At 34.9% G+C, this 22,865-nt stretch carries 19 protein-coding genes and 1 other annotated feature; all 19 genes read right to left on the bottom strand.

Annotation, left to right across the window (positions count from 1 at the left end; translation table 11 throughout):
- Positions 1-21: 21 nt before the first annotated feature.
- Positions 22-921: a DMT family transporter gene (locus tag ACZ446_RS05390; protein WP_464394096.1), complete on the bottom strand. Its 900-nt coding sequence runs from the start codon at positions 919-921 to the stop codon at positions 22-24.
- A gap of 20 nt (positions 922-941) precedes the next feature.
- A complete protein-coding gene (locus ACZ446_RS05385) occupies positions 942-3,275 on the bottom strand; it encodes a glycoside hydrolase family 65 protein (protein WP_464394095.1) in 2,334 nt (777 codons plus the stop codon).
- Between the two features lie 48 nt (positions 3,276-3,323).
- Positions 3,324-4,133: an Asp23/Gls24 family envelope stress response protein gene (locus tag ACZ446_RS05380; RefSeq protein ID WP_464394094.1), complete on the bottom strand. Its 810-nt coding sequence runs from the start codon at positions 4,131-4,133 to the stop codon at positions 3,324-3,326.
- A 233-nt stretch (positions 4,134-4,366) separates the two neighbouring features.
- Entirely contained in the window at positions 4,367-5,608 is a 1,242-nt protein-coding gene (gene fabF / locus ACZ446_RS05375) for a beta-ketoacyl-ACP synthase II (protein ID WP_464394093.1), read from the bottom strand.
- 33 nt (positions 5,609-5,641) lie between these two features.
- The gene (gene fabD / locus ACZ446_RS05370; RefSeq protein WP_464394092.1) at positions 5,642-6,571 is read right to left on the bottom strand and encodes an ACP S-malonyltransferase; all 930 of its coding nucleotides are present in this window, start codon (positions 6,569-6,571) and stop codon (positions 5,642-5,644) included.
- An 84-nt stretch (positions 6,572-6,655) separates the two neighbouring features.
- On the bottom strand, positions 6,656-7,645 hold the full coding sequence (locus tag ACZ446_RS05365) for a beta-ketoacyl-ACP synthase III (RefSeq protein WP_464394091.1): 990 nt from the start codon (positions 7,643-7,645) through the stop codon (positions 6,656-6,658).
- Positions 7,646-7,786: 141 nt separating this feature from the next.
- Entirely contained in the window at positions 7,787-8,392 is a 606-nt protein-coding gene (locus ACZ446_RS05360) for a P-loop NTPase family protein (protein ID WP_464394090.1), read from the bottom strand.
- Between the two features lie 168 nt (positions 8,393-8,560).
- Positions 8,561-8,998 carry an MOSC domain-containing protein gene (locus tag ACZ446_RS05355; protein WP_464394089.1) on the bottom strand — a complete coding sequence of 146 codons (438 nt, stop codon included), beginning with the start codon at positions 8,996-8,998 and terminating at the stop codon, positions 8,561-8,563.
- A 90-nt stretch (positions 8,999-9,088) separates the two neighbouring features.
- Positions 9,089-9,610 (bottom strand): MogA/MoaB family molybdenum cofactor biosynthesis protein, encoded by a 522-nt coding sequence (locus ACZ446_RS05350; RefSeq protein WP_464394088.1) that lies wholly within the window; start codon positions 9,608-9,610, stop codon positions 9,089-9,091.
- The gene (gene moaC, locus ACZ446_RS05345) at positions 9,591-10,073 is read right to left on the bottom strand and encodes a cyclic pyranopterin monophosphate synthase MoaC (protein ID WP_464394087.1); all 483 of its coding nucleotides are present in this window, start codon (positions 10,071-10,073) and stop codon (positions 9,591-9,593) included. The genes ACZ446_RS05350 and moaC overlap by 20 nt, the downstream gene beginning before the upstream one ends.
- Positions 10,074-10,075: 2 nt before the next feature.
- Complete coding sequence (gene moaA, locus ACZ446_RS05340) at positions 10,076-11,035, bottom strand: GTP 3',8-cyclase MoaA (RefSeq protein ID WP_464394086.1); 960 nt, start codon at positions 11,033-11,035, stop codon at positions 10,076-10,078.
- Positions 11,036-11,049: 14 nt separating this feature from the next.
- Positions 11,050-12,963, bottom strand: coding sequence for a molybdopterin biosynthesis protein (locus ACZ446_RS05335; RefSeq protein WP_464394085.1), 1,914 nt, complete (start codon positions 12,961-12,963; stop codon positions 11,050-11,052).
- Positions 12,964-12,992: 29 nt separating this feature from the next.
- On the bottom strand, positions 12,993-14,246 hold the full coding sequence (locus ACZ446_RS05330) for a molybdopterin molybdotransferase MoeA (RefSeq protein ID WP_464394084.1): 1,254 nt from the start codon (positions 14,244-14,246) through the stop codon (positions 12,993-12,995).
- A 97-nt stretch (positions 14,247-14,343) separates the two neighbouring features.
- Positions 14,344-15,723 carry an SLC13 family permease gene (locus ACZ446_RS05325; protein ID WP_464394083.1) on the bottom strand — a complete coding sequence of 460 codons (1,380 nt, stop codon included), beginning with the start codon at positions 15,721-15,723 and terminating at the stop codon, positions 14,344-14,346.
- Positions 15,724-15,908: 185 nt separating this feature from the next.
- Positions 15,909-18,563 carry a valine--tRNA ligase gene (locus ACZ446_RS05320; protein WP_464394082.1) on the bottom strand — a complete coding sequence of 885 codons (2,655 nt, stop codon included), beginning with the start codon at positions 18,561-18,563 and terminating at the stop codon, positions 15,909-15,911.
- Positions 18,564-18,650: 87 nt separating this feature from the next.
- Positions 18,651-18,907 (bottom strand) — a binding site (T-box leader).
- A gap of 89 nt (positions 18,908-18,996) precedes the next feature.
- Positions 18,997-20,469 (bottom strand): M16 family metallopeptidase, encoded by a 1,473-nt coding sequence (locus ACZ446_RS05315; protein WP_464394081.1) that lies wholly within the window; start codon positions 20,467-20,469, stop codon positions 18,997-18,999.
- Entirely contained in the window at positions 20,466-21,839 is a 1,374-nt protein-coding gene (locus tag ACZ446_RS05310) for a M16 family metallopeptidase (RefSeq protein WP_464394080.1), read from the bottom strand. Before ACZ446_RS05310 ends, ACZ446_RS05315 begins: the two co-directional genes overlap by 4 nt.
- The gene (gene mobA / locus ACZ446_RS05305) at positions 21,829-22,449 is read right to left on the bottom strand and encodes a molybdenum cofactor guanylyltransferase (RefSeq protein WP_464394079.1); all 621 of its coding nucleotides are present in this window, start codon (positions 22,447-22,449) and stop codon (positions 21,829-21,831) included. The genes ACZ446_RS05310 and mobA overlap by 11 nt, the downstream gene beginning before the upstream one ends.
- A 22-nt stretch (positions 22,450-22,471) precedes the next feature.
- On the bottom strand, positions 22,472-22,852 hold the full coding sequence (locus ACZ446_RS05300) for an ArsR/SmtB family transcription factor (protein ID WP_464394078.1): 381 nt from the start codon (positions 22,850-22,852) through the stop codon (positions 22,472-22,474).
- Between the last annotated feature and the right edge of the window lie 13 nt (positions 22,853-22,865).

Genomic DNA, 22,865 nt, shown 5'->3' with positions numbered 1-22,865 from the left:
CCAGTCAGCTAATGAATAATTTTAACTTTCACTCTGCTGCAGCCTCTCTTTTTTTCTATTTTGATGATTATTATAAACAGATGCTAGATAAATACCTCCCAAAATAAAGGCGCCTCCAAACATTGTTGTCATTCTTACTTCTTCGCTCAACAGCAGCCAGGCTAAAAATGTTGTGAGAATTGGTTCTCCAAGAATTGACAAAGAAACAATTGATGTTGGTAGGTAACGAACTGCCAGATTAAGAATGGAGTGCCCGACAATAGTTGGCCCGAGTGCTAAAGCTAAGAAAATCAAATAATTATTTGTTCCATAACCGGTAAAAGGTATCTCGAAAATATAGACTCCAACAGCTAAAAAGATGGCAGCATATGTATAAAGTATATATAAGTAAGGAAAATAATTCAGTTTTTTTCTAACCCCGCGCCCTATAAAAAGATAAGATGAGGCAAATAAAGCTGCTGACAGTGCCAGAAAATTGCCAAATAGCTTATCACCCAGCTGATAAAAATCACCAATACTGATAATCGAACTTCCGATAACCGCCATTACAATACCAATAACTGCTCCTTCTTTTAGATCCTCTCTGGCAAATAAATATTCCAGAATTATCGTAAATAAAGGCTGGAGAGCTACAAAAATTACCGAATTAGAAATATCTGTATACTGAATGGAGCTAATCCACAAAATAAAATGTACGGCCAAGAGAAAACCGACCAATAATGGCCGGTAATCTAAAAAGTAACGTGCATCAGCTCTATGTTTAATTAAAAAATATGGAGTTAAAATTAAAACCGTAAAAAACATTCTATAAAAAGCAGTTATTAATGGTGGAGCACTAGCTACTTTTATTAAGACACCTGATGTAGATAAAAAGAAGATACCTACAGCAAGAAGTATATATATTTTTTTCTTATAGTCCATTTTTACTACACCTGCTTATTCTATATTTGTACTTCTTCAGTTAAATTGCTTTCTTCCAATATAATAACTTGATCAAAATGTTTAAACTCGACCTTATCACCCGAAATCAACATATATTTTACTAAATTTTCATTAACAGTTACCTCAATCTGGCTGCCCTTAAAACGAAGTCTAAACTGATAACTATTCCAGCCATCAGGTAAATGAGGATGAAAATAGAGATTACCGTTAAACATTCTCATACCGCCAAAGCCCTGCACCAGCGAAAGCCAGGTTCCTCCCATACAGGCAGTATGTACTCCCTGGTAGGCATTTTCATTGTAATCATCAAGGTCAAGTCTTGCAGTCTGCATAAAATAATTGTAAGCCTGATTTTTATAACCTATTTCCGAAGCAATTATACTATAAATTGCTGGTGATAATGAGGAATCATGTGTTGTTTTAGGCTCATAATAATCATAATTTCTAATCTTTAAATCCTCGCTAAATTGATCCCCTAACTGCAGCATCAGCAGCATAACATCAGCCTGTTTTATGACCTGATAACGCCAGATAATAAGCGGGTGCCAGTTCTTAACTAAAGGCAGTTCTGATTCAGGAATATTATCAACCTCGATTGGATTCTTATAAAGAAATGAATCATCTTGAGGTGTAATTTCTAACTCCTCATTATATGGCAGATAAATATCTTCTTTTATTTCTTTCATGTTAGCTATTTCATTGTCACTAAGCCCAATTCTTTCTGCCAGCCTGTTATATTTTTCCGGAGCCTCTTTTTTGATTATTTCTGCCATTTTAACTGCGGTATCCAGGTTAAACTTGGCCATGTAATTTGTATAGGCATTATTATCTACGCCCGGCTTATATTCGTCAGGACCACAGACAGTATTAAAACAGAATTTATTATCCCGCATTGGAATATAGCTGCCCAGGCTGAGCCACATTCTGGCAGTTTCAATTAAGATTTCAAGCCCGTAGTTTTCCATAAACTCCTGGTCACGGCTCACCTGATAATATAAATTTAAAGCATAAGCTATATCAGCATTAATATGATATTGAACTGTTGAGCCCATAAAAAATCCTGAAGCTTCCTCTCCATTAATTGTCCGCCAGGGGAATAGAGCTCCATCGAGCTTCATTCTTTCGGCATTTTCTCTTGCTTGATTAAGTGTATTATATCTAAAAAGAAGCAAATTACGTGCTACTTCAGGTCTCTGAAATGCATAAAAAGGAAGTACATAACTTTCAGTATCCCAGAAATAATGCCCCTCATAATATTCGCCGCTGATTCCTTTAGCAGCAACACTGGTTTGACCATCTTTACCGGCTGCCTGCAGAATGTGAAAAGCATTAAATCTAAAAGCCTGCTGTAAAGCATCATCTCCATCAATTTTAACATCTACATCCTGCCAGTAACCTGTCATAAACTCTGCCTGCTCTTCAACTAAATTTTCAAAACCAGAAATAGAAGCTCTTGCCGCAGATGCTCTGGCATCACTGAGTGGGTTTTCTCCCTCTTCCTGACTGTGATTAACACCTACAATTTTATCAATTATATATTCTTCACCCTGACTGGCACTAATTTCAAAAATCCAATCAATCCTATTTTCTGATGATCTTTTTTTAATCTCGCACTTTTCTTTGGCCTGACCTTCAATTAGATGTTCTACAACATAAGCTATTTTAAATTTAGTACTTTTAACATTATGCAGTAGATGACCACTTTTTGTATCAACTTCGCTTTCCATTACTTCCAGAGCTTTTTTATCTCGTAAATGATGGTGATTGCTTACATCTCCATTTATAGCTGAATTAAGGCTGATTTTACCGGAAAAATTAAGTGCTTTAAATTGATATCTAATTGCACCTATATGTTCTCTACTCAATGAGATCAAACGAGTAATAGTGATTTCTATTTTTCTACTCTGACGGTCCTCCCAGATTATATGTCTTTTAAGCAGACCCTGTTTTAAATCTAACTCTCTTTTATAATCTAAAATTTTCCCTTTAAGCAGATTTAATTTCTCTTCATTAATATATAAATTCATCTCACTCCAGTCAGCTAAATTTATCATAGTCTGACCCTTTTTGGGTAAATTAGGTGCTTCCTCTCCATAAATAATTTCTTCAGAAGCATAAACCCCATTAATATAAAATCCGGGTGTTGTAGTTTCCTCACTACCTGGATAATCCTCCTCTACGGTTCCCCTTAATCCCAGATAGCCATTACCCAGGGCAAAAATAGCTTCGTTATGATGGTTATTTTCTAATAAAAATTCTTCTTCTGTTATTTTCCAGGCCTGGTATGGATAAATTGCCTCTTTATCCATTTTTCGAGCGTGATAATTTCGCAATTGTTTTACCCCCTATTTTAATTAAACAATTTTGACTCTAGTCAATACCTAATCAACACTTAAAGAATAAATTTCAACCTCAATTTCTTTAACATTTATACCAGTATTATTTTCCAGATGTTCTTTTAAAGCTCTTCTAAATCCATTAACAAAATCTTTGATAACTAAGCCATAACTTATCTCTAATGAAAGCTCAACAATTAATTGATTGTTAATTTCTTCTACCTTTATTTTCTTAAAAGAAGTTATCTCGTTAAAATCCTTAATTAAATATTCAATTAAACTTACCAGAACTCGATTGCTGATACTTAAATTTCCATAAAAACTAAAGCGCGGTCTAACAATACTTTTTTCATGTCTAACAGTTTTATCATCTTTTTTAAAAAATAACTCCAGAGAATGGAGGAGATAACCTGAAAAATCCTGCTCGACTTCAATAGTCGGCACTGGGATAACATGTTTACCTTCATTATTTCTTACAGAAAGAGCAGTCTCTATTTCCTCCTGAGAAGAAATATCTTCTATATCAATATACTCATCAATTCCACCGAGATTAAGCCTCTCATCTATTCTTTCGACCATTCCGATGGAAGTACCCAAAATAAGTATTTTTGTCTCATTGATTTTTTTGAGGCATTTTCTTACTTCCTCAGTCTGCTTTTCATCATAAAATAGAGCTCTCCTAATTGCCCCCATTTTACTTTCTTCTCTTTTAGCAGAGCTGCCCGCCATTATTTTACCGGCATAAATTAAAAGTCCATCATCAACGATTAAAGGAATCTGGTATTCATTTGCCAGTAAAACTGCTCGGTGGCTTTTCCCGGTTCCGCTGGGTCCAACAAGAGCATATACTTTCATAATTAAAAAATTACCTTCTTTCCGTATTTATAATTAAATTTATAACTGCTAAATTATCTCTTAACAGCTTGATTATATATTTTTTTTAGTCTTATTTCAATTAATTCAAGCAATAAAATAAAAGACCTGCCCATTTTTTTACTGAGCAGATCTCTTTGATAATTTTCAGCAGCAGTTTGTTTAATTAATTTATATTAAATTACTGCTAAATTATTTTATTTTCTACAATTTATTTAATCCTGATATTTTTTAACAATAATACAGGCATTCTGACCACCGAAGCCAAAAGAATTACTTAAAGCAGCATTTAATTTTTCTTCTCCTGCTTTATTTGGCTGATAATCTAAGTCACAGCCCTCTCCAGCTTCTTCGAAATTCATTGTTGGGGGTACAATATCCTCTTTAACTGCCATAGCAGAAATAATTGCTTCAATTCCACCAGCAGCTCCTAATAAATGACCTGTCATTGATTTTGAAGAAGATACCTTTAAGTTATAGGCATGGTCTCCAAATAATTTTTTTATTGCAGTTGATTCGTACTGATCATTTAAAGGAGTTGAAGTACCGTGAGCGTTAATATAGTTAATTTCTTCCGGCTTCATTCCTGCTCTCTCGATAGCTGCCTTCATTGCTCTAACAGCTCCTTCTCCTTCAGGAGCAGGGGAAGTAATGTGGTAAGCATCTCCAGAAGCACCATAACCAACAACTTCGGCTATAATATTTGCTCCTCGTTTTTTAGCACTTTCTAAAGTTTCTAGAATTACTATTCCAGCACCTTCTCCAATAACAAAACCATCTCTATCTTTATCAAAAGGACGGCTTGCCTTTTCTGGAGCATCATTTCTACCTGATAAAGCTTTCATATTACCAAATCCAGCTACAGCAGATGGTGTAATTGATGCTTCTGTACCACCAGCAATCATGATATCAGCAGCACCTCTTTTGATTGTTTCGAATGCTTCACCAATAGCAGTTGTAGCAGATGCACAGGCAGTTACAGGATTGACATTTGGTCCCTTGGCTCCTGTATAAATTGCAACATTACCAGCTGCCATATTAGAAATCATCATTGGAATAAAGAAAGGACTTACTCTTCTGGGCCCTCTTTTATGAAGTTTCTCTACCTGTTCTTCAAAAACTTCTATGCCTCCAATACCTGAGCCAACCATTACTCCAGCTCTTTCAGCATTTTCTTCATCAATTTTTAGCTCGGCATTTTCTATTGCTTTCATTGCTGCAACAATTGCATACTGACTGTACATGGCTAAACGCTTTGCCTCTTTCCGATCTATGTATTCTCCTGGATCGAAATCCTTAATTTCAGCACCAATTTGACTTGGATAGTCAGAAGCATCAAAATTTTCGATCATAGATACACCTGACTTACCAGCTTTAATGTTTTCCCAGAACTCATTTAATTCTGTTCCCAGTGAATGTACAACACCTGCACCTGTAATTACAACTCTTTTATCCATTAAATTAATCTCCTCCTAAATAAAAATATAATTTTATTTTAGTTTTTTAAGTGTTTTCTTTAAACTTTTTTCGTCTTCAACATTATAGGCATTAAGTGAACGGTCAATTCTTCTCATTAAACCTTTAAGCACTCTGCCAGGGCCAACCTCAACATAATCCTGATAACCGTCTGCCTGGAAACGCTCAATTGTTTCTACCCAGCGCACACTATTATCCAGCTGTTTAATTAAAGCATCTTTAATTTCACTGCTTTTTTCAACATAATTAGCTGTAGCATTGGCGATTAAAGGAATTTGAGCATCTTTAAATTCTACAGACTCAATAGTATTTTTTAGTTCTTCTTTAGCAGGTTCCATTAATGGTGAATGAAAAGCTCCACTTACAGTCAGCGGGATAACTCTTTTGGCACCTTTTTCTGAAAGCAATTCTCCTGCAGCCTCAACAGCTTCAACTTCTCCTGAAATAACTACCTGACCTGGAGAATTGTAGTTTGCTATTGTTACAATTCCATCAATTTCTGCAAGAACAGCTTCCACTTCTGCGTCTGCCATTCCAATTACAGCTGACATGGTACCTTTTCCTTCTGGGTCAGCCTGATCCATTAACTCACCTCTGCGGCGAACTAATTTTAAACCATCAGCAAATGATAAAACACCAGCTGCATAAAGAGCCGAATATTCTCCCAGACTGTGCCCGGCAGCTGCCGCTGGTTCCAGACCGTTTTCAGCCAGTACTGCTCTGACCATTGCACTAACTGTGTAAATGGCTGGCTGAGTATTTTTAGTATTATTCAGATCTTCTTCTGGACCATTAAAAATCATATCTTTTAAATTGAAATCAACTATTTGATCTGCCTCGTCTAAAACGTTTTTTGCTGCCTCATAGTTATCATATAATTCTTTACCCATACCAACATATTGTGAACCTTGTCCTGAGAACATGAAAACTAAATTACTGCTCATTTGAAAGCCTCCAATTAATATTTTTTTCACTTATTTTCCAATATCTATATTTTAATCACTAAATATCACTTTTAAATATTTTTATTATTTAAGGTCATTCCATTCTAAAACTGCAGAAGCCCAGGTTAAACCTGCACCAAAGGCAACTAAAACAATTTTATCTCCATTGTTAACCATACCTTTTTCTTTTGCTTCTGCTAGAGCAATAGGAACTGATGCAGCAGATGTATTTCCATATTCAGGTAAATTAACATAAACTTGATCATCATCCAGTTTTAATCTCTTAGCTGCGGCATCAATGATCCTTGTATTTGCCTGATGTGGAACTAATAAATTTACTTCTTCTTTTTTAACACCGGCTTTTTTAAGAACCTTCAGTGAAGCTTTACCCATTGTTTTAACAGCAAACTTAAAAACAGGTGTCCCTTCCATTTTTAGGAAATGACCTCTATTGTCAATACTTTCATGTGAAGCGGGAATTCTTGAGCCACCAGCAGGTTGACGTAATGTATCTGCTCCAGAGCCATCTGCTCCTAAATCAGTAGCTAAAAATCCACCTTTTTCTGCAGCAGAAATCACAGCTGCACCTGCACCATCACCAAATAAGACACAGGTACCTCGGTCTTCCCAATCTAATATTTTAGAAAGAACTTCAGCACCAATTACAAGCACATTATCGTACATTCCTGATTCAATAAAATTAACAGCTGTGCTTACACCATATACAAAACCTGAACAGCCGGCTCCTAAATCAAAAGCAGCTGCATTTTTTGCGCCCAGTTTTTCCTGTACAATACAGGAAGTGGCAGGAAACATCATATCTGGAGTAATAGTAGCCACAATAATTAAATCCAAATCTTCTGCTTCGAGATCTGCATCTGCCAGCGCTTCTTTGGCAGCTTCATAAGCTAAATCAGACGTAGCCTGATCCTCAGCTGCGATCCTTCTCTTTTCTATACCTGTTCTTGTCTTTATCCACTCATCACTTGTATCTACAATTTCTTCTAAATCATGATTTGTCATTATTCTGTCTGGAAGATATTTTCCCAGACCTGAAATAGTTGCTCTACGCAAAATATTCACCTTCCTTAGTTGGTCTATATAAATTTATATCACTTTTTCGACTCTTAGTCAAGTTTTGCAAAAAAAAGAAAAGAGATTTATTTTCGGTTATCTCCTTTCTTTTATTAATTTTTAATCAAGATACAAAAATAATTAAAAAAGACCCAGCTGACATTTTGTGATTTTAATATTCTGTTCTTTTACAACTTTACCAACTCTAGGAACTGACATTTTAAGCAGATCAGCTAAAAGATGTGCCTGATAGCAGGTCATTTTATCAGATTGGATAATAAATGGTAAGTCACCAAGTTTGCCTGCTGATAACAATGTATTGGTATTTATTTTGATATTTGCTCTGTTTTTAACCATTTTAGCCGACTCTTTTTCTGGTTCATCTTTATTTTCTAAATAGAAAATTAAATCCGGATTTAAAAAATTAATAATTGTATTACCCTCTATAAATAATCTTTCAATATCATCATCTAAAAGGTTGCGTGCTAATTGATATGCAGTTGGGAGTTCTGAAGCAGGACTTTCTAATAATAAAACCTTATCAGCCCCATGTTCAACAACTCTCGCAGTATCAGTACCCGCCTTGTTTATAACTCTCGGATCATTAATCACCTTATATTGGTCAAGTTCATTATTGACTGATGTTTTAATAACTGCAGTTTTAGAGCAGCTATCTTTAAGCATTAAGGAAATTAAAGTAGTCTTGCCAGCCTTACTTGAAGAAGCACTGACCCCTATCATTTCCATTGTTATTCCTCCTTAGAAAAGAAATTCTTTTTCTGAGTATTTTCTGACTATATAGTTTCTTTTTAAAATTTAAATAGCTCAATTAAATAGTAAAACATCTGCTTTAAAAAATCAAATTATCCTGCTATATTTTTATTGATTTTTCATTTTTATTAGTTCTTTACAAGTTTAAATAAGTTCAATTTCATCTCCAGCCTTGATAACTCCACCTTTGATTACTCTAGCAAATATACCTTCTCGAGGCATCACACAATCCCCTATTTTCTGCATAATCTCACAGTCATGATGACATTTCTTGCCGATTTGAGTAATTTCTAAAATAATATTCTCATTAATCCTTAATTTCTGTCCAACAGGTAGTTCAAATAAGTTTTCAAGACCTTCTGTAGTGATATTTTCAGCAAAATCCCCATAATTTAAATCATAATCATGAGCTCTCATTTTATCAATGCTGCTCTCATCTAACAAGCTGAGCTGCCTGTGCCATTTTCCTGCATGAGCATCACCTTTAAGTCCATAATTTTCTATTAACAAACCCTTATCTATTATTTTTTTAGTTGTTCCTTTCTCTTCGCTCAGGCAAACTGCTTTAACTTTAGCCTGCATTTTATCCACCTCAATTTTGTTTGATTTATATTTTGAATAAATTTACATTTTGTTGGTATTTTTTTATCAGTAATTTGTTTATATTTGGCCCTATTTGTGGTCAGGTTTATGTTCAGTAATCTCACCTTTTAATATCTTAACTCCGTGTGGGATAATTTCAATAACTGCTTCCAGACATTCTCTGACAGCTTTGGGACTTCCCGGGAAGTTAATAATCAAAGTATCTTTTCTAATTCCGGCTCTGGCTCTTGAGAGAGCAGCCTGAGGTGTTATCGAAACAGTTTCTGCCCTAATCTTTTCTGGAATGCCCGGGACTTCCTTTTCTATAACCTCTAAAGTTGCCTCAGGCGTAATATCTCTTTTGGCAAAACCCGTACCACCTGTAGTCAATATTAAATCTGCTTTTTTCTGATCTGAAATTTCTGCTAATACTTTTTTTATCTCTGATATTTCATCAGCAATGATCTCTTCATAAACAATTACTGCTCCTATTTCTTCCATCATGTCTTTAATTATGGGTCCACTTAAATCTTTTCTTTCTCCTTTTGAACCTTTATCACTAATCGTCAAGACTGCTGTTCTTATTTTGAAATTATTTGTCTTCTCTCTCATAAATCCCACTCTTTCCTCCAGCTTTATAAGTTAATTTGATTGATCCAATTTCCATTGATTTATCAACTGCTTTAATCATATCATAAATTGTAAGGGCAGCTATATTAACAGCTGTCAGAGCCTCCATTTCAACTCCAGTTTGACCGCTATTTTTCACCTCTGAAAATATTTTTATTTTATCTTCAAAATCTAAGTTAAATTCAACTTTAATGCTGCTTAAAAGTAAGGGATGGCACATTGGAATTAAATCTGAAGTTTTTTTAGCCCCTGTAATACCAGCAATTCTAGCAGTTTCAATTACCGCACCTTTTTTAATATTTCCAGCCTTTATTTTTTTTAGTGTTTCCGGCTTCATTTTTATTTCGCCTACAGCTCTAGCAGTCCTTTTTGTTTCTTTTTTTTCTGAAACATCAACCATCTGCACTTTACCTTTTTGATCTATATGAGAAAATTCTTTTTCCATTTTTAGCCTCCAATTTGCGACATATTTCTTTGATAAATCTGCTCTTTAAAATCAAGCTGATGACAGGCTGGTTTTAACTTAAGTGCCTTTACAAAAGCTGATTCAATTTCAGCACTGCTCATTCCTGTTATTTCAACTTCTTGATCTCCGGCCAGACATGGCTTTATTCTGGCGTCTGCAGTTAAACGGAGTCGATTACAGCTGCTGCAGAAATGTTTGCTTAAAGCAGAAATGAAACCAATAGTCCCAGCTGCAGCTTCTATTCTAAAATAATCAGCTGGCCCACTACCCTTTGTAACTGCAGGCAGCATTTTATATTTTGCTTTGATTAAATTTTTAACTTCTCTGCTGCTGATGAATTTTTCTGCTTCAGCCTCTCCTCCCAGCGGCATATATTCAATGAATCTAATATTAAGCTCCTTTTGACGGCTTAATTCTACAAAATCTAATATTTCATTATCATTAAGCCCCTTCATCACTACCATATTAATTTTAACCGGCTTGAGACCGACTTTTAAAGCAGTATCAATTCCTTTTAAAACTTCAGTTAGAGAATCTCGTCTTGTAATCTTTTTAAATTTATCCTGATTTAAAGTATCAAGACTAATATTAATCCGATCAAGGCCGGCATTTTTTAACGGCTCTGCTTTTTCTGCAAGTAAAACTGCATTAGATGTCATTGCAATATCTTCTAAATTTAATTTATTGAGCTCTGATATTAACGATTCCACTCCTTTTCTGACTAAAGGCTCACCACCTGTCAGCCTAATTTTTTTAATACCCATTCTTTTAACAGTTTTTACAATTTTAATTATTTCTTCATAACTTAAAATTTCTGAGTGAGCCTTATTTTCAACTCCTTCTGCAGGCATGCAGTAGCGGCAGCGGAGGTTACAGCGATCGGTTATTGAAATTCTTAAATAATCTATTTTTCTTCCGTATTGATCAGTTAAATTCTGCATTTTCTGCCTCCAATTTATAACTCCAGCTTAGTAATTTTTCCAGTTTCCTGACAATTATAACCACCTAGTTTTTCGATTTCAGCTTTTATTTCCGGCTTTTTTATCAGATTGATTAATTTCTTGATTCGCAGATCGTCAAGCATATCTTCTGGAATGATTAAATCATATTTTTCTTCTGCCAGCGGCAGAAAATCAACTTCCATAACTTCTGCTGCAGCTCTAATTCCAAGGGCTGCATCTGCCGAACCCCGACCAACTGCTGCTGCAGCGGCTATATGGGTATATTCTTCTTTTTGATAACCAGAAATTTCTTCTTTTTTAATATCATTTTCCTGCAGTAAAAAGTCGAATAAAACTCTGGTACCTGCTCCGCGCTGGCGGTTAACATAATTAACATTTGCTTTAGTTAAGTCATTAATACTCTTTATGTTTTTGGGATTTCCTTTTTTAAGGTATAACCCCTGTTCCCTGTAAACTAAATTTACTAATGATAACTTTTGACCTTTAAAAAATCTTTTCAAATAAGAAATATTGTATTCGCCACTTTCTGGATCTAAAAGATGGGCTCCGGCTAAATTTGACTCTTTTCTTCTCAGAGATGTAAGTCCTGCCATTGAGCCAACAGTCTGCAGCTTAAGATCAAAGTCAAAGTTTCTTTTTTTTATTTCATTTCTAATAAGATCCAGACTTAAATCATGACTTCCAATTAATAATAGATCTTTTTTAATTCTTTTTTTATCTTTTAAAAGAATTACCGGAGCTCTGTCTCCAGGATGAAGACCCTCTTTATTTTCAGCTATTCTTAAAATCCCATCTGCCTTAAGCATTGATTCCATAGCTGATGAACCTCTTTTTAGAGGAACTGCCGTAAATTTGTTGTCAGAACTGCTGACTAAATTAACACGTAAAAATTCTTCTAAGCCAATCTCCGAAGGAATTTTTCTTTTGACCTCAGCTTCAAGCTGTATAAAATCTGGAGCCTGATCAGCCTGCAGAGAATAAATTAATTCTCTAATGAATAACTGATTATCAAGCCAGGCTGAAAGTGGATAACCTGGTAAGCCAAATACAGGAACACCTTTAACAGCTGCTGCAATAAGAGGTTTCCCAGGCATAATATTAACACCATGAAATAATATTTCTCCCTGGTTTTTTAAGATATCAATTGTAAAATCACCTCTACCAGCTGAAGAACCAGATAAAACAATTACCAGCTCACTTTTCGCTGCTGCCTGAAGCATGTTTTTTTCAACCAGCTCTTTTTGATCTGCTAAGATTTCTGTTATTGTAACCTCTGCTCCCCATTTCGTTAGTGCAGCTTTAACCATTTGAGAATTGAATTCTACCAGCTCACCCCGTTTGGGATTCTGCTCTGCATTTACAAGTTCATCTCCGGTTGGAATTATTGTGACAGCAGGCTTTTTATAAACTTCAACTTCTGTAACTCCAGCTTCTAAAAGTGCTGCCAGATCATAATCACTAAGCTTATGCTCGGCTGTAACCAATAAGTTTCCTTTAACTGCACTTTCTCCGATTGAACGGATGTGATTCCAGGGGGGAACTCCCTTTTCGATCAAGTAGTAGTTCTGATCAATTTTATTAACTTCTTCTATTTTGATTACTGCATTAAATTGAGCTGGAATCGGATCACCAGTATCAACAGGCTGAGCTTCAATACCAATTTTAAGTTTAATGGGTGATCTTTCACTGGCTCCAGCTGTTTTTTCAGATTTAACTGCAATTCCATCCATGGCTGCAGCATAAAAATCAGGCGCAGATCTTCTGGCATATAATGCTTGTGCCGTTACTCTAGACTCTGAATTTACAGTTTTAATAACTTCAGTTTTAGATCTTAAATTTCCAAACTCATTTTTAATTTTATTTAAAGCAGCTGCTAATGAAGTTTTATCTAAATATTTTTTTACCATAGTCTATTTACTACCTCTTTTCTCTAATTTTATTCAATTAAAGTTAATTTGACTAATTTCCCTTTGTCAATTCCTTCTTTATTCTGAGGGATTTTAAGTAAAGCATCACCATAAGCTAGATTTGTAATCAGGCTTGACTTAGCTAGTAATGGTTCCGCAAATAATTTCCCGTTTTTCCTGATGAGCTTAACCGGTATATATTCCTCTCTACCTTTGTCTGAAACCAGATCCCTTGTTAATACAGCCTCCAATAAATATTTCTGCTTGTCGCTACCTATTTGAGATGCAGGCTTTTCACCATTTAAAACTCTGACAATTTCAGCAGTCAGGACATTATTTACTGTCCAGGCTGAGGCTGGATGTCCAGGCAGTCCAACCACAATTGTGCCCTCAATTACAGCCAGGATAGTCGGCTTGCCTGGTTTTATTGACAGACCATGTAATAATACTCCTGGCTCACCTAGAGAGTTAAGCAGATCAATAGTCATATCTTTAATTCCAACTGAACTTCCACCTGAAATTAAAACTAAATCCTGATCCAGCTCTTTTTTTAGAGCTGTTTTCAAACTAGCAAAATCATCTTCAATAATACCTACTTTTTTGCTTTCTGCACCAATCTTAGTTAAATAAGCGGAGATAGAATAACTGTTTATATCTCTTATCTGACCGGCCTTAGCCTCTGCTTCTGCAGGGACTAGTTCGTCACCAGTTGAAATTACTGAGACTTTAGCTTTTTTAAATACATTAAATTTTATAATTCCCAGGCCGGCTAGAGCTCCAATGTCTCTGGCCATTATTTTATGACCCTTTTTAAAAAGCAGCTCATCTTTAGCAATATCTTCTGCTTTTTGAACAATATTTTCCCCTACCGCCAGTGATTTAGAACTTTCAATTAAGTTTTCCTCAATTTTTTCTGTATCTTCAATCATTAAAACTGCATCTGCTCCCTTAGGTATCATTCCACCTGTAGGTATGGCAGCTGCCTGGCCGCTTTTTAATTCAAGCTCAGCCTCTGCTCCCATTTCAATACTACCGACAATATCTAAATATGTTGGCATAGAAGCTGAAGCACCTGCAGTATCAGCAGCTTTAACTGCATAGCCATCAACTGTTGAACGGCTGAATGGAGGCAGATCAACTGGTGAAAATAGATACTCTGCTAGAATCCTATTTAAGCTCTGGTCAAGCTTGATTTTTTCAGTTTGTAAAATTTTAGTTTCTAAAAATTTTTTCAACACCTGCCAGAATTTCTCTGGTGAATTTAATTCTAAAAACTCTCTCATATTTAAATTTTCATTCCTTCCAATTACTAAATCATATTTTTATTTTTTTAAAATAAATCATATTTCAAAGAGCAAATTATATTTCTTATAATTGTTTTTAAATTAATGAAGTAAGCTGCCACCATAATGCCTGAAACAAAACTACGATAATTATTACAGCTGTTAGCGGCAAACCAAATCTAATAACAGTTTTATTATCATACATCCCATTATTTTCTCCAATTCCAACTAGAATGTTTAAATGATGAAAAGGAAAAACATAATGAAGTGCTATTGAAGAATAAGTCATTAGTGCAGGCACCAAAGGATTAATTCCATAACCTTCAGCAAAAATAATAAATGCAGGAATTGCAATCCCCATAACAGCAATAACACTACCTAAAAACATATGCATTGTCATTGTTATTAAAACTATCATCAAGGCAAAAACAAATATATTTGCTGGAAGCTCTGCAGGTAAAAGTACAGAAGCAATCCAGGAATTCATACCTGTGCTGCCTCCAATTCTTCCAATAGCAACTGCTGCAGTCAGAAAAAACAAGATACCTATAGGAACATTTGCCCAGTCTTTAGCCTCTAAGACATTACCAACTAAAGGCATCCCCATCAGAGCTGCAATTATAAGTGTTATCCAACCTAAATCAATACCGTGGATTGAGTCAGTTGTCCACAAAATTATTGCCGTAGTAATCCAGAATATCATTCTTATTTCTTTACTGGAAAAGCTTCCTAATTCTTTTAGTTTTTTTGAAATTTCTTTTTTATTAATATTAACTTCTTTTTCTGGTTTAAATATTTTTAGAAATAAGAGCAAAGTTAAAATAGATGCAAGTAAAGCTGGAACTCCCATCTGATAAAGCCACCCCAACCAGCTTAAAGTTTCTCCAGACATTTCTACAGCTAAGATATTTATTGTACTATCTCCTGTCATAAAAATCATAGATACAGGCACAGAAAAAGCAAAAACTGCAAAGCCAATTTTAGCTCCATCATTTTTGGACAGTGATGCACTATCTATTACTACAGCCATTACTGACATTATCAAAAAAGATCTCGGCCAGGGATGAGGTATAATCAAACTTAAAATTAATGTTAAAAAGAAAATAGAAAAAATTATGCTTCTATAGGAATCCACAAATTTTAAAATAAAATTATAAGCAATTCTTTCACCTAGACCAGAAGATTTAACAGCAGAAGCTATTAAATATGCACCAATAATAATATAAATTAAAGAAGATGACCAGAGTGAAAAAACTGCTTCTGGAGCAGCAATATTAAAGACCAGCAGCAGTGATAAAAACAAAGCAGAGATATAACCTGGATGTGCCACTTTAGAAGCCCAAAAAAGAACAGTCATTAAACTCAATGCTAGAGTTCTCTGACCTGATTCAGGTAAAGAAGGCAGTTCCAAATTCCAAATAACAGCTGCTAATAATATCCCCAGGACAAAAATGATTTCACTTTTATATTTTTTCAACTGCTCCACTCCTATGGTAGTCAAATTTATATTTTAATTATTTTTAGAAAATTAAGTTTTTTTCTGCTATAAAATATATTCTAGATATCAGCTTTAAATCCTTTTTTAAATATTAGATAAAGACGATATTAATAAGAAAAAGATACCCGGATATATTAAAAAATATCCAGGTACCCAATTCCAGTTTATTCAGCTAATTCTTTTTTGCGTTCGATCAGCTTTTCTTTTTTCTCCTGATACTCTTTTAGCTTCTGTTTTTCTCCCTCTACTAAATCTGCGGGAGCATTATTAACAAAGCCTTCGTTATTTAATTTACCTTCGGCTCTTTTAATCTCAAAGTTCATTTCTTCTATCTCATTTTCCATTCTTTCTATTTCTTTATCAAGGTCAATCATTCCCTCAAGCGGCAGAATAACTTCTACTTCTTTAACAATTGAAGTTGAAACTTTATCAGGACGCTCCAGCTCATCTCCACCTATTTTTAAGTCTTTAATCCGGGCAAGATTTTCTATATATTCTCTACCCTCTTTTAAAATTTCCATTTTTCCTTCAGGTGCAGCCAGCAGCGCTTTGATTCTGCGGCCGGGATTAACCTTCATTTCATTTCTAATATTCCTAACAGATTTGATAACACTCATTACCAGCTCCATTTTTTCTTCAGCTTCTTTATTTAAGCCGCTTTCTTCTTTTTCAGGATACTGGGCCCGCATAATAGTTCCTTCAGTTCCGGGCAGTTTCTGCCAGATTTCTTCTGTAATAAAAGGCATCACAGGATGCAGCAGTCTGAGCAGGCTCTCTAAAGTATTCAGAGCATAATACTGGGCTGTCAGCTTAGCCTTTGGGTCTTCATCCTGATATAATCTGGCTTTTAAAAGCTCAATATACCAGTCACAGAACTCATTCCAGATAAAATCATAGAGAGAACTGGACATTTCACCAAAATTATATCTTTCCAGGGCATCATCAATCTCTCCAGCAACCGTATTTAAGCGGCTCTGCATCCAGTTATCAGCTAGAGTTGGCTTAAGCTCATCTTTTTCAACAGCGTCCAGATCAAAATCCTCTAAATTCATCAGCACAAAACGGGAGGCATTCCAGATCTTATTAGCAAAGTTGCGGCTGGCTTCAAGTCTTTCTTCTCTAAAGCGCATATCATTACCGGGAGTATTACCAGTAATTAAAGTAAAGCGCAGTGCATCTGCTCCAAATTGATCTATAATATCTAAGGGGTCAATTCCATTCCCCAGAGATTTACTCATTTTTCTTCCCTGAGCATCACGGATTAATCCATGGATATAGATATCTGAGAAAGGTTTTTGATCCTGAAATTTAAGACCCATAAAGATCATTCTGGCAACCCAGAAGAAAATAATATCTCTACCTGTTACTAAAACATCAGTCGGGTAAAAACTCTTTAAATCATCAGTATCTTCCGGCCAACCTAAAGTTGAAAACGGCCAGAGAGCAGATGAGAACCAGGTGTCTAAAACGTCTTCGTCCTGACGCAGATTGCTGCTGCCGCAGTTAGGACAGACTTCAGGCTTTTCTTTGCTAACTATTACCTCATCACAATCATTACAGTAATAAACCGGAATTCGATGTCCCCACCAGAGCTGACGTGAAATACACCAGTCGCGGATGTTGTTCATCCAGTTCATATATACTTTTGAAAAACGGTCTGGCACAAAGTTGATATCGCTTTCTTCTACAGCTTTAATGGCCGGTTCTGCCAGCGGCTGCATTTTAACAAACCACTGCTTGGAAATTAAAGGTTCAATTACTGTGTCACAGCGGTAGCATTCTCCAACATTATGCATGTGGTCTTCAATTTTAACCAGCAGCCCCTCTTTTTCAAGGTCTTCAATCACTTTTTGGCGGGCTTCATAGCGGTCAAGACCAGCATAAGCCTCTCCAGCGGCTTCTGTCATTTTAGCATCTTCATCAATAACTTCTACAATTTCTAAATCATTGCGGCGGCCGATTTCGAAGTCATTTGGGTCATGGGCAGGTGTAACCTTAACCATACCGGTTCCAAATTCGCTATCTACATATTCGTCAGCAATAATTTCGATTTCGCGATTAACTAAAGGAACAATCACCTTTTCCCCAACCAGATCTTTGTAGCGCTCATCAGAAGGGTGAACTGCAATTGCAGTATCTCCGAGCATTGTTTCCGGTCTGGTAGTAGCAATTGTTATATATCCTTCCCGGTCTTTATATGGATATTTGTAGTGGTAAAACTTACCTTCAGTTTCCTTATGTTCAACCTCAATATCACTTAAAGTTGTATGACAGCTAGGACACCAGTTAACTATATAATCTCCCTGATAAATTAAACCTTCTTCATATAATTTGATAAATACTTCCTCAACTGCATCTGAGCAGCCTTCATCTAAGGTAAATCTTTCTCTTGACCAGTCACAGGAAGAACCCATTTTCTTTAACTGATTGGTAATTCTAGTTCCATATTCTTCTTTCCATTCCCAGGCTTTTTCTAGAAATTCATTCCTGGTCATGTCTTCTTTCTCAACACCCTCTTCCCGCATTTTATCTACAACTTTGACCTCAGTTGCAATACTTGCATGGTCAGTTCCAGGCAGCCAAAGAGAGCGATAGCCCTGCATCCTTTTCCAGCGGGTTAAAATATCCTGCAGAGTATTATCCAGAGCATGTCCCATATGCAGCTGCCCTGTGATATTTGGGGGAGGCATTACAATACTAAAAGTCCCCTTCTCGTCTTCTATTTCTTCTCTTGGTGCAAAATAATTGTTTTCCAGCCAGTATTCATACCATTTATCTTCACTTTTAGCCGGATCATAAGTTTTTTCTAAATTTTCCACTTTTATTCCCCTCCATTAAATTATTAAATTGAATTTAATCCAACCTGCAGCTAAATCTGCTGCAAATAAAAAAAGCCCTTCCATCCTATTAAGGACGAAAGAGCATTAAATTCGCGGTACCACCTTAGTTCTTCCTGTTAATCCAGAAAGCTCTCATTTTTTAACGACTGCTGTGCCGTTACTGATTAATACAGATCATAGAATGTTAGTCCAGTTATAATCTGCCTGGTCAGTAAAACTCAGAGACGACTTCATTTCTCTTCTGCTGCCGGAATCTTACAGCCGCTGGATTCCGTTCTCTTTCAGTTTAAGAGAAAATTACTACTTCTCATCAATGTTTTTAATTATTCAGCTATCGTTACTATAATATCTTATAATCCAGTCTGCTGTCAAGAGTTAAAAATCTCATTTTAATAATCTCTGATCAGACCAATTAATTTACTGCTGAGTCCTCAATCACTTCAACTTCTAGACCAGCTTCTTTAAATTGAGGTAGAATCTCTTCCTTTGGACCAACAATTACCGTAAAAATTATCTCCGGGTAAAGCTCTTCCGCATAAATTTTCTGAACCTCTTCTACCTCAAGTCCATTATACTGCTTGATAATGTCATTTATATACTGTTCTGACTTATTGTTAAATTCTTTTTGATAAACTATTTGGTCTAATACATCAATTTGATGCTGATAGGCTTTTGGAAAAATTGCATTATATAGATTAATATTTTCAAATAATTCTTCTTCTTTAAATGCTTCAGTTCCATTTTTAATTTTAAAAATTTCTTCTTTAACAGCTTCCATGCCTGCTAATGCTTTTCCAGGCTCAAGACTTAAATTTATAAAATAAGCTCCACCATGATCATTGTAGTTAGTCTGAGCGTTTATTCCATAAACATAGCCTTTTTCATTACGCAAATTACCCATCAAGCGGCTGGTAAACCCACCACTTCCAAAAATCAGATTACCCATCATGAATGGAATTTTTTTGGGGAATTTACTGCTGTAAAAATTATAGCCCATTCTCATATTAGCCTGAGTTGCATCTGGCTTATTAACAATTATTATTTTTTGATGTAGTTCAAGATTTACATTTACATATTTTTTTGCAGGTTCCGTTTCAGTGTTTTTCCAGCTGGAAAAATTGTTGCTAATCTCTTTTTTTATTTCTTCTAATTCAAAGTCTCCGCTTACTGCAATTGAAATATCCTCAGGTCTAATAGTTTTTTGATAAAAATCTAATATATCCTCTGATTTGACCCGACTTAAAAAATCAAGGATCAAATTATAATCATTGTTGTAGCCATAAGGATGTTCTCCATATAAGTTTTTAAAGAAATGCATATTTAAAAGAGCAGAATCATTATAGAAACGCTGTCGATAAAACTGCTGAGATTCTTTAACAGTTCTAGCAAAATGATCTCCCTCAAATTTAGGTCTAATTAAAGTTTCAGCCAGTAAAGAAATGAGTTCACTGCTTTCAGTTTTTAGGGAATTACCGCTGATAGAAATTCGGTCAAAACCAGCTCCCAGATTTAAGGATAAAGCATTGATTTCTTTAAAAAGTGATAGTTCCTGCTCACTATAATTTTCTGATGCTAAAAGCATCAATTCTGTCATTAAAGAAGTTATACCGGCATTCTTTTTATTCTCATTTATTTTTCCAGCATCAATATAACCTTTGATCTCAAAAATTGGCAGACTCCTATCCCGAGCTAAATAAAATCTCATCCCATTTTCTAATTCGAAAAGTTCATAATCGGGTATTTCTATTTCGGGCTTTTTATTTACTACATCTGCTAAGTCACGAAAATATTCTGGACTAAACTTCTGATTCTGAGCTACTGCACTGAAAGTTAATAAGAATATTATAATCAGGGCCAGAGCTATAACTTTATTTGTTTTTTTCACTGCTGAGCACCACCTTTAGCTTCAGGTAAAATATACCCTTTTGTCCGCTGATTCTGATTGAAATATTTCTCTGCAATCTTTACAACTTCTGCTTTTGTTAAATTATTTATATATTCGATTTTTTGCTGCAGCAGTTCTGGATTGTCAAAGCGAATTTTATTTACAGCATAAGTTGATGCTGTTGACTCAATATTTTTTTGTGAAAAAATTAAAGATTTTTGATACTGTTTTTTTACTATTTCAAATTCCTCTTCTGTTATTCCCTGATTAAAAATCTGCTGTAGTTCACTATCAAAAGCCTGCTGTGCTTTTTCAACTAAGTCTGGATTAGAAGGAATAAAATAGATTAGAGCAAATGAATTTTTGCGGAGTGGATTAACAAAAGCACCACTATCCAGGATAATCCCCTCTCTTTTCTGCAGTTTTTCTTTTAAACGGGAACTCTGATTATTTGCCAGAATATCCAGAAAAATTTCTACTGCGGTTAAGTCTAAATTGTCAGCTGCTGGTATTTGATAAAGCTGAAGAGCATAAGGAATATTTGTATTTAACTTAACAGTATATTCTTTTTCAGTTTTTTGCTCTGGAAATTCAAAGTTCTTTCTTTCTATTTCTGCAGGCTTAAAATTAGAATAATATTTTTGCGCCAGTTTTTTAACTGCTTCAGCTTCTACATCACCACTAACAACAACTAAAGCATTATTAGGTGAATAATAACGCTGATAATGATTCTGTAATTCTGCTGTAGAAATATTACTAATATCTTCCATCCAACCAATGATACCATATTCTAAATAAGTATCTGAAAATGCATGAGCTTTTATTTCTTCAAAACCTTTAGAAAAAATACTGTTGTCTACCCTCATTCTTCTTTCCTGCTTAATAACTTCTCGCTCTCTATCTACTTCCTGATTGTTAAAATTTAAATTTCGCATTCTATCCGCTTCTAAAGCAGCAGCCAGTTCAAGGGCTGCAGTAGGAACTTCATGATAATAATAAGTATAATCATAGGTTGTAGCTGCATTTAAATGGCCGCCAACTGAAGAAATTAGATCATCAATTTCACCTTCTGGTAAATTTTTGGTTCCTGTAAACATTAGATGTTCTAAGAAATGAGAAATCCCAGTTTCACCTTCCATTTCATCAATTGATCCCACATTATAGTAGATTGAATACCTAATTAAAGGGATTGAATGGTCCGGAAAAACCATAAACTGCATATTGTTTTCAAGTTTAAAACTATGATATTCTGTCTCTTCAAGTTCGATTTGGGCTGCTGCTGAAACTGACAAAAATAAAATTAATATAAAAACAGAAATTGAAATTATTATTTTTTTATTTAAAATGGAATTGGGTCTGTTATTTTTCAATTCTATCTACCCCCTCTAAATATTTTAAAGCCTTTTCTAAATCATCTGGATAATTTAAATTAAAAAATAATCTTTTTAAATCAAATTTTTTTTCTAAGTTGGTTTCACTTAAAATTTTCTTTTTAGCCCTTTTATAAAAAGATTTGATCCTTAAGTTGTCATTTATTATTTCATCCTGAATTCTTTTAAGTAAAGAATAATTATAAACTGCAGCTAATGGTTCTAAAAAACCGTTAAACTGAGGTACGATAATTTCAACATTTTTTTCAGCGGCAAGTACTGATTTCAAATAATTAAAATAACTTGAGCTCAAAAAAGGCATATCACAGCCGCAGATAAAATTATAATTAGTCTCAGAGTAATATAAGCCGGTATAAATTCCGGCTAAGGGACCTTTATTTTGGTAAATATCATCTCTAATTTCTGCACCTTTGATAAAAGAATATTTATCCTTAGACCCAATAATAATCACTCTATTAAAATTATTATTTAAATGAGCATAAATATATTCAATTAAAGTCGTTCCTGCAAATGGAATTATGGCTTTATCAGAATCACCAAAGCGGCTGCTCTTACCTCCTGCAAGAAGTACTGCATTAATTTTAGACATCTAATCTTCCTTTACAATATCTTTACTTATCTTCAAGCACATGCTCAAGCCCCTGACCAAAAAGACACATCACATGGTCATCATCAAGAGAATAATAGACTGAACGTCCTTCTTTACGATATTTAACAAGCTTATTATTTCTTAAAACACGCAGCTGGTGAGAAATAGCAGAAGAGCTCATATCAAGCAGTTCTGAAAGGTCACAAACACAAAGTTCTCTTTCCTTAAGGGCATAAAGAATTTTGATTCTGGTTGGATCTCCCATAGTTTTAAACAATTCTGCCAGATCATAAACTACTTCATCATTTAATTTTTTTTCTTTCATCAGCTGGACAACCTGATTATCTGGATTAAAAACTTCACATATATCACACATTGTTTTTTCTTTCAGTTCTGCTGTCATAATCCTCACTCCA

It is taken from the genome of Halanaerobium sehlinense, from assembly GCF_055379485.1.
The sequence above is the reverse complement of the archived record's forward strand: the minus strand, read 5'-3'. Positions and strand labels throughout refer to the sequence as shown.